The organism is Corynebacterium sp. Marseille-P8863, from assembly GCF_946902955.1.
In the GTDB taxonomy this organism is placed as follows: domain Bacteria; phylum Actinomycetota; class Actinomycetes; order Mycobacteriales; family Mycobacteriaceae; genus Corynebacterium; species Corynebacterium gottingense.
Window position 1 is genome coordinate 21,089 of record NZ_CAMPQC010000018.1, and the last position, 12,532, is coordinate 33,620.

The 12,532-nt window shown below is 66.2% G+C and carries 9 protein-coding genes; 5 read left to right on the top strand and 4 right to left on the bottom strand.

Annotated features, from left to right (window positions below):
- Window positions 1-15: 15 nt before the first annotated feature.
- Complete coding sequence (uvrA, locus tag OVO38_RS10565; protein ID WP_267208459.1) at window positions 16-2,868, bottom strand: excinuclease ABC subunit UvrA; 2,853 nt, start codon at window positions 2,866-2,868, stop codon at window positions 16-18.
- A 103-nt stretch (window positions 2,869-2,971) separates the two neighbouring features.
- On the opposite strand from uvrA, the gene OVO38_RS10570 reads away from it, so the two are divergent.
- The 3 genes from OVO38_RS10570 to OVO38_RS10580 all read left to right on the top strand — a co-directional run bounded on the left by OVO38_RS10570 (window position 2,972) and on the right by OVO38_RS10580 (window position 7,093).
- Window positions 2,972-3,568: an MBL fold metallo-hydrolase gene (locus OVO38_RS10570; RefSeq protein WP_198947168.1), complete on the top strand. Its 597-nt coding sequence runs from the start codon at window positions 2,972-2,974 to the stop codon at window positions 3,566-3,568.
- Between the two features lie 131 nt (window positions 3,569-3,699).
- A complete protein-coding gene (locus OVO38_RS10575) occupies window positions 3,700-4,746 on the top strand; it encodes a DoxX family protein (RefSeq protein ID WP_095536487.1) in 1,047 nt (348 codons plus the stop codon).
- A 115-nt stretch (window positions 4,747-4,861) separates the two neighbouring features.
- Window positions 4,862-7,093 (top strand): HelD family protein, encoded by a 2,232-nt coding sequence (locus OVO38_RS10580; RefSeq protein WP_267208460.1) that lies wholly within the window; start codon window positions 4,862-4,864, stop codon window positions 7,091-7,093.
- A gap of 18 nt (window positions 7,094-7,111) precedes the next feature.
- On the opposite strand, the gene OVO38_RS10585 is transcribed toward OVO38_RS10580, so the two are convergent.
- The 3 genes from OVO38_RS10585 to uvrB all read right to left on the bottom strand — a co-directional run bounded on the left by OVO38_RS10585 (window position 7,112) and on the right by uvrB (window position 10,207).
- Window positions 7,112-7,555, bottom strand: a complete 444-nt coding sequence (locus OVO38_RS10585) for a universal stress protein (protein ID WP_095536485.1) — start codon at window positions 7,553-7,555, stop codon at window positions 7,112-7,114.
- A 68-nt stretch (window positions 7,556-7,623) separates the two neighbouring features.
- Window positions 7,624-8,082 (bottom strand): universal stress protein, encoded by a 459-nt coding sequence (locus tag OVO38_RS10590; RefSeq protein ID WP_239215906.1) that lies wholly within the window; start codon window positions 8,080-8,082, stop codon window positions 7,624-7,626.
- Between the two features lie 25 nt (window positions 8,083-8,107).
- Entirely contained in the window at window positions 8,108-10,207 is a 2,100-nt protein-coding gene (uvrB, locus tag OVO38_RS10595) for an excinuclease ABC subunit UvrB (protein WP_095278830.1), read from the bottom strand.
- A gap of 61 nt (window positions 10,208-10,268) precedes the next feature.
- On the opposite strand from uvrB, the gene OVO38_RS10600 reads away from it, so the two are divergent.
- Window positions 10,269-11,537, top strand: a complete 1,269-nt coding sequence (locus OVO38_RS10600; protein ID WP_267208461.1) for an alpha/beta fold hydrolase — start codon at window positions 10,269-10,271, stop codon at window positions 11,535-11,537.
- A gap of 69 nt (window positions 11,538-11,606) precedes the next feature.
- Complete coding sequence (locus OVO38_RS10605) at window positions 11,607-12,527, top strand: TetR family transcriptional regulator C-terminal domain-containing protein (protein WP_267208462.1); 921 nt, start codon at window positions 11,607-11,609, stop codon at window positions 12,525-12,527.
- Window positions 12,528-12,532 lie beyond the last annotated feature (5 nt).

Sequence of the window (12,532 nt, forward strand, 5' to 3'; positions counted from 1 at the left end):
GCCCCGCCCCGGCAGCTAGTGCAGGACCTTTTGCAGGTACTCGCCCGTAAACGAACCTTCCACCGCTGCCACGTCCTCGGGCGTTCCCTGCGCAACCACGGTGCCGCCGCCGGAGCCGCCCTCCGGGCCCATGTCGATGATCCAGTCGGCGGACTTTACAACGTCGAGGTTGTGCTCGATGACCAGGACGGTGTTGCCCTTCTCCACCAGGCCGTTGAGCACGAGCATCAGCTTGCGAATGTCCTCGAAGTGCAGGCCGGTCGTCGGCTCGTCCAGGATGTAGATGGTGCGGCCGTTGGATCGCTTTTGTAGCTCGGTTGCCAGCTTCACTCGCTGCGCCTCGCCGCCGGACAGGGTCGTCGCGGACTGTCCCAGGCGGACGTAGCCGAGGCCGACGTCGACAAGCGTGGCGAGGTACCTGTGAATGGAAGAAATCGGTTCGAAGAACTCGGCGGCCTCGGAGATCGGCATCTCCAGCACCTCCGCGATCGTCTTCCCCTTGTAGCGGACCTCGAGGGTCTCCCTGTTGTAGCGCGCGCCGCCACACACCTCGCAGGGCACGTACACATCGGGCAGGAAGTTCATCTCGATCTTGATGGTGCCGTCGCCGCGGCAGGCCTCGCACCGGCCACCCTTGACGTTGAAGGAGAAGCGGCCCGCTTTGTACCCGCGCACCTTCGCCTCCTGTGTTTCGGCAAAAAGGTTGCGAATCTTATCAAACACGCCCGTGTACGTCGCCGGGTTCGAGCGCGGCGTGCGCCCGATCGGGCTCTGATCTACCTGGACCAGCTTGTCCAACGAGTCCAGCCCCACCACGCGCTTGACGCGGCCGGGAACCTGGCGGGCGCCGTTCAGCTCGTTCTGCAGGGTTTTGGCCAGAATCTCGTTGACCAGGGTGGACTTGCCGGAGCCGGACACGCCCGTCACCGCGACGAGCAGGCCGAGCGGAATCTCCACGCTGACGTTATTCAGGTTGTTCTCGCGGGCCCCAACCACCTTGATCTTCCGGTCCTTATCCAGCGGTCGCCGCTGCGCAGGCACCTCGATCTTCTTGCGGCCGGCGATGTAGTCGCCGGTGAGCGAGCCTTCCGCCTCGACGAGTCCGTCGGGCTCGCCCTGGTAGACCACCTCGCCGCCGTACTCACCGGCGCGCGGGCCGATGTCGATGAGCCAGTCCGCCTCGCGGATCGTGTCCTCGTCGTGCTCCACCACCACGAGTGTGTTGCCAAGGTCACGCAGCTTCTTCAGCGTGGCGATGAGCCTGTTGTTGTCGCGCTGGTGCAGGCCGATGGAGGGCTCATCCAGCACGTACAGCACGCCAGCAAGTCCCGAGCCGATCTGCGTGGCCAGGCGGATACGCTGCGCCTCGCCGCCGGAGAGCGTCCCGGCGGAACGCGACAGCGTGAGGTAGTTCAGGCCCACGTCCAGCAGGAAGTGGAGCCTTGCCTGGATCTCGCGCAGCACGGCACCGGCGATCATCTCCTCGCGGTACCCCAGCACCAGGTGGTCAAGGTATTCCGACGCGTCCTCGATGGACAGCTCGGTCAGCCCGGCAATCGAGCGCTCGCCGTGCGTCGTGGAGTCCAAGCGCACCGCCAGGATCTCTGGCTTCAGGCGTGCCCCCTTACACGTCGGGCACGGGACCTCGCGGGTGTAGGCGAGCAGGCGCTCCTTCTGCGTGTCCGTCTCCGCCTGCTCGAGCTTCCGCTCCAGGTAGCCGATCACGCCTTCGTACGCGGCGCTAAAGGAGCGCTGCCTGCCGTAGCGGTTCTTATACCGCACGCTCACCTTGGTCTTCGAACCGTTGACCAGGTGCTTCTGCTGCGTCTTGGTCAGCGAGGAAAACGGCACGTGCGCGTCGAAGCCTTCTTCCTTGGCCAGCGCCTCGATGAGCCGCACGAAGTACTTCTTGTTCGGGCTCGAGTTCCACGGCTGGAACGCGTCGACCGCGGGGGCGTCCGGGTCCGGGATGACCAGGTCGGTGTCAATCTCCTTGCGCATCCCCAGGCCGTCGCAGGCCGGGCACGCGCCGAACGGGGAGTTGAAGGAGAATGCGCGGGGCTCGTACTCCTCCACGTCTAGCTTGTGTCCGTTCGGGCAGGCCATCTTCTCCGAGAAGATCTGCACGCGATCCGGGTCGTCCGCGTCCAGGCCGACGAAGTCGAACCCGACGAGCCCGTCGGCCAGCTTCAGCGCGGTCTCGACGGAGTCGGTGAGGCGCTGCTTCTGGCTCTCCTTCACCTGCAGGCGGTCCACGACGACGTCGATCGTGTGCTTGATCTGCTTCTCCAGCTTCGGCGGTTCGGAGAGCTGGTAGGTCTCCCCGTCCACGTTCACGCGGGAATAGCCCTGGGAGGCCAGGTCTGCGAACAGGTCCTGGAATTCGCCCTTGCGCTTGCGCACGATCGGCGCGAGCACCTGGAACTTCGTGCGCTCCTCGTACTCAAGGACCTGGTCGACGATCTGCTGAGGCGTCTGCCGCTGGATCACCGCGTCGCACACCGGGCAGTGTGGCGTCCCCGCGCGCGAGTACAGCAGACGCAGGTAGTCATAGATTTCCGTGATCGTGCCCACGGTCGAGCGCGGGTTGCGGTTCGTGGACTTTTGGTCGATGGACACCGCGGGGCTGAGCCCGTCGATGTAGTCCACGTCCGGCTTGTCCATCTGCCCCAGAAACATGCGGGCGTACGAGGACAGGGACTCCACGTACCGGCGCTGGCCTTCCGCAAAGATCGTGTCGAACGCCAGGGAAGACTTGCCCGAGCCGGAGAGCCCGGTAAACACGGCCATCTTGTCTCGCGGTAGCGAAATGTCGACGCCCTTGAGGTTGTGTTCGCGCGCGCCGCGCACGGTCAGCCATTCAGCCACGTCACCACGTCCCTTCCCTAGCGGTTCTCTGTGGGGTTCAGTCCTAGAAACTACCAACTCGGGCCACCCCCGAGCTATTCCCGCCCGGCTACGCTGGGGCACCATGACGCTTTCATTGCACCAGATTTCCGTCTCCGAGATGGACAACAACTGCTACCTCATCGCTTCCCAGGGCAAGGGGCTGCTTATCGACGCCGCCGCCGACCCCGCCGCACTCCTCTCCCTCGCCAGCTACGCAGGCGTAGAGATCACCGACGTGCTCACCACGCACCGCCACCACGACCACGTCCGCGCGCTCAAGGAGGTCCTCGACGCGACCGGCGCGACGCACTGGGCACCGTTCCTGGACGCCCCGGCGCTGCCGGCGCCGGTGGACCGCGAGCTCAAGGACGGCGACACCCTCGAGTTCGACGGCCACCAGTTCCCCGTCATGATCCTGCGCGGCCACACCCCCGGCGGCGCGGCGCTCGCGGCGGAGATCGACGGCGCGACGAACCTCTTCGTTGGCGACTCCCTCTTCCCCGGCGGTCTGGGCAAGACGGCCTCCGAGGGCGATTTTGTCCGCCTGTTCAACGAGGTGAAGACCAAGCTGTTCGACGCCTACGCGGACGACACCATCGTCCGCCCAGGCCACGGGAAGCCGACGACGCTGGGCGAGGAACGACCCCACCTGGATGAGTGGTGGCAGCGTCGCTGGTAGCCGAGCGTTTTTCACCGAGTTTCCCCGATGAGACCGGAACGTAAGTACAGTTGTGCCCAGAAGAGTCCCGCTGTGGGCTCCAGCATGAACCTGAATAAACCACGATCAAATGAAAAGGACTGGTTTGCAAGATGATCCGTAAGATCGCTCGCCCGATGTTGGCGTCCGTTTACATCATTGACGGCGTTGAGACCGCGCTGAACCCGGCGTCGCACAAGGACGCTGCGGACTCCGCACTGAAGAAGGTGCGCTCCGTACTGCCGCGTCAGTACCGCAGCTTCCTGCCGAAGGACCCGGAGACCGCCGCCCAGATCGTGGGTGGCGTCAAGGCCGGTGCCGGTAGCCTCTTCGCCATCGGCAAGATGCCGCGCACCTCCGCGTCCCTGCTCGCCCTCTCCACCGTCCCGTCCCTGATCGGGCGCAACGCGTTCTGGGAGGCAGATGATGCGGACGACAAGGCCCGCCGCCGCACCGGCGCGCTGACCGATGTCGCACTCGCAGGCGGCGTCCTGCTGGCTACCGTCGACACGGCCGGCAAGCCGGGCCTGCAGTGGCGCGCGCAGAATGCCGCAAAGGTTGCGCGCAAGAACGTCCAGCAGGCGCTGCCTACTCAGTCCGAGACCGAGAAGACCATGAGCAAGGCCAGCGACTGGTTGTCCGACACCACCGACCAGGTCACCAGCCAGGTCACCAGCTACGTCGATGACAACAAGGACGACTGGAAGAAGGCTGCTTCCCACGCCACCGAGGTAGCCGGCGACTGGTTCGAGGACGCAAAGAAGCAGACCTCGAAGTTCCTCGCTGAGACCTCCGATCGCGCGCAGGACGCGTACAAGGACTTCGACGCGGAGAAGCTGATCGAGCAGGCTACCCCGTCCAAGCTCGAGCAGTTCCAGGCCAAGCGCAAGGTCCACGGCATTGTCGGCGACCTGCAGGGCTCCATCGATGACCTTCGCCCGAGCACCCTGGAGAAGCTCTCCGCAAAGCACAAGGTGAAGAAGAACCATGCGAAGCTGGAAAAGAAGGCACAGGGTTCCGTCGATAAGCTGCAGGCTGCGTTTGACAAGCTCGACGCTGACCCGTCTTGGATTCAGAAGCTGAAGTGGAAGCGCAAGGCGAAAAAGGCCGAGAAGCGCGCCAAGAAGTCGGTGAAGAAGCTGCAGAAGAAGCTGGGCTAATCCCCCGCTTTCGCGCACCGCGGCCCCGCCAACCCGGAATAATCCGGGCGGCGGGGCCGTTTGTTGCTTACACGGCGCGGTTTGACCGCGGAGAATCGTGAGGAGGTACACGCGGGTGAGAAACCCCCAACACATTGCATCCGAGCAGGCTTACGTTGATGAGCTCTTCCGGCACCTGGATGCGGAAGTCACCGCAGCCCAGGAGAAGCTGGCCGCGGTGCAGCGCGACGTCGACCCGGACAACCCGGACTCGGACGCACTCGTGCGCCGCGAAACGGAGTACCACGGGCTCAACGCCAAACTCGATGCACTCAACATCGCCGAGGTGGGGCTGGTCTTCGGCCGCATCGACGTCGCCGACACGGACGTGGAGAATCCGGTCCCGGGGCGTCCTGGGCTCGAGCGGCGTTACATCGGTCGCATGGGGATGGACGATCGCGCGGACAACTACCGCACCCTCCTGCTGGACTGGCGCGCGCCACTGGCGCGGCCGTTTTACCTAGCAACCACGGCGCACCCCGAGGGCGTGGAACAGCGCCGCAACATCCGCATGCGCGGCCGCAAGGTGACGGCGGTGGATGACGAGGTCCTGTCTGGAGACAGCACCGACGCCGACCAGCCTGGCGCCGCGGAGTCAGCGACCGACGGCGGCAACGTCGGCTCCGAGGCCGCGCTGCGCCGCGCCATGAACACCGCACGCACCGGCCACATGCAGTCCATCGTGGAAACGATCCAGCGCGAGCAGGACGAGATCATCCGTGACGCCACTCGCGGCGTCATGGTCGTCCAGGGCGGCCCCGGCACCGGCAAGACCGCGGTGGCGCTGCACCGCGTGGCTTACCTGCTGTACACCTGGCGCGAGCAGCTTTCGCGCACCGGCGTGCTCATCATCGGCCCGAACCCGACGTTTCTGGAGTACATCTCCCGCGTCCTGCCCGAGTTGGGCGAAACCGGCGTTGTCCTGTCCACCATCGAAGACCTCGTCCCCGGGTTCACACCGGCGCGTGCCGCGGAGCCGCTGGCTGCGCGCGAGGTCAAGGGCTCGGAGGAGATGGTCACGGTGCTCAAGCGTGCCGTGCAGGCCTTTGAGACGGTGCCCGAGCGCCCCGTCACCTTGAAGATCGACTCCGTCGACATCGAGGCCACCCCGGCGATGGTAAGGGCGGCACGCACCCGCGCCCGGCGTTCGCGCAAGCCGCACAACCAGGCCCGCGAGTACTTCGCCGAGCACCTCACGCAGTCGCTCGCGGAGGCCCTGGCGGAGAAGATCGGCGCGGACCCGCTCGGCGGCCGCAACCTCCTCTCCGCCGCAGACGTGGACCAGCTGCACGACGACCTCGCCGACGACCCGCAGGTAATCGCCCTGGTGGACGAGTACTTCCCGGAGCTCGACCCCGCAGAGGTCCTCGACGTCACGCTCACGGACCGCGCGCGCATCGCAGAGGTCGCCGGGGACTACGACGCCTACACCCAAGACGCGCTCTACCGCGCGCCGGGTTCGGGGTTCTTCGCGTCGGACACCGCGCTTATCGACGAGCTGTCCGTCCTCATCGGCGTCGTCGCGCCCGAGGAACAGCGCGCGAAGGAGGACGCGCAGTGGCGCCAGCAGGTCGAGGAGGCCGCCGACGCCCTTGACGTGCTCGCGTCCTCCGAGTCCACGGACAACGACGACGACCAGTTCGAAGCGGAAATCCTTTCCGCTGCCGACGTCATCGACGCAGAGACTCTAGCGAGCCGCCAGCGCGTCACCGACATCCGCTCGACCGCGCAGCGGGCGCGGGCGGACCACACCTGGGCCTACGGCCACGTGATCGTGGACGAGGCGCAGGAGCTCTCCCCCATGGAGTGGCGGATGGTGTTCCGCCGGTGCCCGTCGAGGTGGATGACGCTGGTGGGCGACCCCGCGCAGACGTCGGCGCCCGCCGGCACGGACGACTGGGCCGCGTCACTCGCGCCGTTCGTCGGCGAGCGGTTTGTCACCCACGAGCTGACGGTGAACTACCGCACCCCCGCGGAGATCATGGAGTACGCGGGCGAGGTCCTGGCGCAGATCGACCCGGAGGCGCAGGCGTCGGTAGCCATCCGCGAGACCGGTGTTCCGGTGCGCCGCCTGCCTGCCGGGACCGACCCGGAGTGGGTGCGCGTGGAGCTGCACCAGGGGGATGCGCAGGAGCAGCGCACCGTTGCCGTCATCGATGCCGCCAACGTGGCGCAGATGAAGGGGTTGGAGTTCGACCACGTCATCGTGGTCGAACCGGACAAAATAATAGAGGCCTCGCCACAGGGGTGGCAAGACCTCTACGTTGCCGCTACGCGAGCGACTCAGAGCCTGACGGTGATCGGCTAAGCGCCACCGTCGGCACCGTTACTTGACGGTGTGGACGATCATCACGTCGCAGTCGGACTGACGTGCAACGTCAGCCGGCACGGAGCCCAGCAGGCGGCCGGTGAGCGAGTTGATGCCGCGGTTGCCCACGACCAGCAGCTCAGCCTTGTTGTCGTTCACGATCGCCATGAGCGCCTCGACCGGGGTGCCCGGGCGGGTCGCGGTCTGTACATCCTCGACGCCGAAGGAGCGAGCGTGCTCAGCGGCCTCCTCGAGGTTCTTCAGTGCCTGATCGTCGCCCAGAATGGTCACCGAGTCCTGGCGCAGCGCCTTGGAGGCGTCCTCTTCGGTGCGGTAGTACGCCGTGCCGATGACCAGCGTTGCCCCGAAGGCCGCTGCCATCCGTGCCGCCCGCTCCACAGCGAGGAGGGAGGACTTGGAGCCGTCGGAGCCGACGACGATGTTGTTGTAGTACTCAGCCATAGTGTCTGGGTGACCTTTCATCGAGTTTAGGAATCTGTGGACATGGTACTCCGGGTACTCCGGGGAGGTTAGTTATGCCCCTCGGCCCTGGTATCTACCAGCATAACGTCCACCGGAGCCTTCTTTGCCACGCTCCCAGGGATGTTGCCAAATACCCGGCCAGCCAGCGAGCGCATCCCCTTATTGCCCACCACGAGCAGGTCGACCGCGTACTCCGCGACGGACTCAAGCAGCACGTTCGCCGGCTGCCCGGCCTTGGTCACGACGTTGACCTTCGGAGCCTGCTCCTCCTCCGCGATCGTGCGGGCGCGGGTCAGGATCTCCTGGGCACCGGTCTCGGTCACGATGTCGATCTTGCTCAGCTCGGCGTTCGTGGAGTTCAGCATGGAACCGGAGGCGGTGTAGTGCGCGCAGATGACGGTGAGCTGGGCGTCGTACACGCGGGCCAGGCTGGCTGCGGCGCGGACGGCCACCAGGGAGGTCGGCGAACCGTCGGTGCCCACGGCGATGGATGTGTAAGTGTGCATGATGGGTATTGCGCCCTTTCTCGTTCTAGTTTCCTGTGTCTTTCATACCACGGAGTTCCTTGCGCAGATCTGCAATCTCATCGCGGAGTCTGCCGGCGAGCTCAAACTTCAGCTCGCGGGCCGCGTCGCCCATCTGCTTCGTGAGGTCGTCGATAAGCTTCTGCACCTCGTCGGAGGCCATGGTGGTCACGTCCGGCTTCTCTGCCACCGCTGCATCCGAGCTCAGGCTCGCCTGCTCCTCGGCATCGCCGTTTTCGTAGACCTGGTCGAGGATGTCGGCGATCTTCTTGCGCAGCGGCTGCGGGTCGATGCCGTGCTCCTTGTTGTAGGCCAGCTGCTTCTCGCGGCGGCGCTCGGTCTCATCGATTGCCTCCTGCATGGATTCGGTGATTGTGTCGGCGTACATGATGACCTCGCCGGAGACGTTGCGGGCCGCGCGGCCGATGGTCTGAATGAGCGACTTCGTGGAGCGCAGGAAGCCCTCCTTGTCCGCGTCCAGGATGGCCACGAGCGAGACCTCGGGCAGGTCGAGGCCCTCGCGCAGGAGGTTGATGCCCACGAGCACGTCGAACTCGCCAAGCCGGAGCTGGCGCAGCAGCTCGACGCGCTGCAGCGTATCAATGTCGGAGTGCAGGTAGCGCACCTTGATGCCGTGGTCGAGCAAGTAGTCGGTGAGGTCCTCGGCCATGCGCTTGGTCAGCGTGGTCACGAGCACGCGCTCCTGTTTGTCCACGCGCTGGCGCACCTCGTCGATGAGGTCGTCGATCTGCCCCTTCGTCGGCTTGACGGTCACCTTCGGGTCCACCAGTCCGGTCGGGCGGATCACCTGCTCGACGTACTCGCCCTGCGCGGCCTCGAGCTCGTAGTCGCCCGGGGTCGCCGACATGTACACGGTCTGCCCTACGCGCGCCTCGAACTCGTCGAAGGTCAGGGGCCGATTATCGACGGCACTGGGCAGGCGGAACCCGAACTCCACGAGGTTTCGCTTGCGCGACATGTCGCCCTCAAACATGCCGCCGATCTGGGGCACGGTCACGTGGGACTCATCAATGATGGTGAGGAAGTCCTCCGGGAAGTAGTCAATGAGCGTGGCCGGCGCGGAGCCGGGGCCGCGGCCGTCCATGTGCCGCGAGTAGTTCTCAATACCGGAGCAGAACCCCACCTGCTGGATCATCTCCAGGTCGTACTCGGTGCGCATCCGCAGGCGCTGCGCCTCGAGGAGCTTGCCCTTGCTCTCCAGTTCCTCGAGCCGGTCGGCGAGCTCCTCCTTGATCGCCTGGATCGCCTTTTCCATGCGTTCCTCGGTGGCCACGTAGTGGGTGGCCGGGAAGATGCGCACCTCGTCCTCCTGGCTGAGTACGTCGCCCGTGAGCGGGTGGATGTAGTAGAGCGAGTCGACCTCGTCGCCGAAGAACTCGACGCGCACGGCGACCTCCTCGTAGGCGGGGATGATGTCGACGGTGTCGCCCTTGACGCGGAAGGTGCCGCGCTTGAAGTCGATGTCGTTGCGCTCGTATTGGACGTCCACGAGCAGACGCAGGAACCGGTCGCGCTCGACCTCCTCGTCCACGCGCAGCACGATCGAGCGGTCCAGGTAGGACTGCGGGGTGCCCAGGCCGTAGATGCAGGACACGGAGGAGACGACCACCACGTCGCGGCGGCTCAGCAGCGCGGAGGTTGCGGAGTGGCGCAAGCGCTCCACGTCATCATTGATGGACGAGTCCTTCTCAATGTAGGTATCGGTCTGCGCGATGTACGCCTCCGGCTGGTAGTAGTCGTAGTAGGAGACGAAATACTCGACGGCGTTGTTGGGCAGTAGCTGCCGCAGCTCGTTTGCCAGCTGCGCGGCCAGCGTTTTGTTCGGCGCCATCACCAGCGTTGGCCGCTGCTGCTGCTCAATCAGCCACGCCGCCGTCGCGGACTTACCCGTACCAGTCGCACCCATGAGCACGACGTCCTCCTCGCCGCGGCGCAGCCGCTCGTCCAGCTCCGCGATCGCGGCGGGCTGGTCGCCGGACGGTTCGAACTCGGAGACCACCTCAAACGGCTTTTCGCGCCGCTCAATCTCGCCGACGGGGCGGAACTCGGAGTGCGCAAGGACTGGGTGTTCTGCAGCGAAAGCCATGGCTGTCAGCATACTCGCCGCTCCCCAACTGCTCCGCTGCCGCCGTGCCAGAATGGGGCACATGCTTTCTACGCTTATCCCCCACGGTTTCCAGATCCGCGAGCACGTCATCCGCGTCCCCTGGGACCGCACTGACGCGTCGCTAGGCACCCTCGAGCTCTTCGCGCGCGAGCTGTACACCGACCCCGACGCGCCGCCCCTCGCCTACTTCCAGGGCGGCCCCGGCAACCCCGGCCCGCGCATGCTCATGGGGTGGATCCCCGAGGCACTCAAGCACTACCGCGTCTTCCTCATCGACGAGCGAGGCACCGGCCGTTCCACCAGGATCGATGCGACGCAGTGCACGCTTCTCGACGCCGCGCATCTCTCCCGCCTCCGCCCACCCGACATCGCCGCCGACGCCGAGGACCTGCGCCGCCACCTTGGCTTTGACACCTGGGACATCCTGGGCAACTCATTTGGCGGGATCTGTGTCGGCGCCTACCTCTCCTACTTTCCGGAGGGCATTGGGCGCGCGATGATGACTGGCGTGGTCCCGCCGTTCGGGACCACGCCGGAGGAGTTCAACCGCCAATCGGTGACGCTCATGGCCCAACGCGTTGAGCGCTTCTACGCCGCGGTGCCGTGGGCCGAAGGGCGTGTCCGGGAGGTATGCGCGCACCTGGCGGACACCGAGGAGTTTCTGCCCACCGGCGAGCGACTCACCCCGGAGCGCTTCCGCTTCGTGGGCGTGAGGCTCGGCGAGGAAACTGGCGCGGACACGCTGGCCACGCTGCTCGAAGCACCGTTCCACTGCGGCGCGCACAAGCGGCTGCGCACGGACTTCCTCGCTGCGGTGGGCGCGATGATCAGCCTGGCGCCCAATCCCTTGTGGGCCGTGGTCCACGACCAGATTTTCGCCGGCCTGACCCCGCGTCCCGCGGACTGGCCCGGCGCCCGGGTGTACGAAGATGCCGAAGGGTTTTCGGTCCACGCAGACCCGCGGAGCGACGCTCCCTTCTACCTGCTGGGCAACGCCTTCTTCCCGTTCCACTTCGACCAGGACCCTGCGCTCCGCCCGTTCCGCGAGGCGGTGGAGGATATTGCGCAACGCACCGGCCAGCGGCCCAGCGTGGACGCCGACGCGCTGCGCGCGAACGACACACCCGCCGCCGTCCTGCTCTACGAGGACGACCTTTTCGTCCCCTTTGACTACGCCAGCGCCCAGGCGGCGCAGATTCCCAACCTGTCCGTCACCACGCACCCGACGTACCAGCACGACGGCATCTACCTTCACGGCGACGAGATATTCCGCCAGGTGCACGCCGCGTTGCCCCCGGATAGGGCGTAATTGCGAGCGTTCCCCTGACTCTGCATCAGGGAGTTGCGACTCCTGTCAGCTATTTATACGGTCGTTGTTATGACTCCAGCCCGCCCATATGACGCGGCGCGCGCCGCCATCGCCGCCTCCGGCTTGCGGCAGCGCGACGTCGCTCAGCACTTGGGTATTGACGCGAGCAAGCTGTCAAAGTCCCTCTCCGGGGTGCGGCGCTTCACCGCAACGGAGCTGGCCCTCCTGGCCGACCTCACCGGCGTCCCCGCCCGGGAGCTCGCCGTCCGCGGCGAGCCACGCCCACCGCGCCAGCACGACGCACGGCGTGACCAGGCACGGCGCGACCAGGCGCGATCAAGCCGTCGGCACGCCATTGTCAGCGCCGCGTGGCCGCTGTTTGCGGCGCACGGGTACCAACCAGTGACCGTGGCCGACATCGCCGCCGCCGCGGGCATGTCCGCCTCCGCCGTGCACTACTACTTCCCCACCAAGAACGAGATCTTCCTGGCTACCTTGGATGCCTGTTCGCTGCAGGGCATTGCGCGCCGGGCGTCAGCGCACGCGGTCGCAGACCCGGTCGACCGGCTCAACGCGCTCTTCGCCGTCCAACTCGACGGCTCCCCGGAGGCGCATCGCGAATGGGCAACCTGGGCGCAGTTCTGGTCCTCCTCCGCCATTTTCACCGATGCGCACGATGCCACCGAGATCGCGTACTCGCGCTGGCAGCGGGAGCTCCTGCCTGTCGTGCAAGAGGGCATGGACAACGGCACCTTCCGGGCCGGGGACCCCCAGACCATGGTCACGGCGCTGACCGCGCTCATCGACGGCCTGGGGATCCGCATGCTCGCGGGCGACCTCAGCCCGGCCGACGTCCACGCCGTGGTCACCGGCAGCATCCGCGGCTGGATCACGCACAGCGATAGCGGCGGCGCAGTCCGCGAGCCAGCAGGCTCGCACCCACACGTTGCCCCCGCCCGAGATTCACAAGCACACGAAAGCAAGGTGTGAACGAC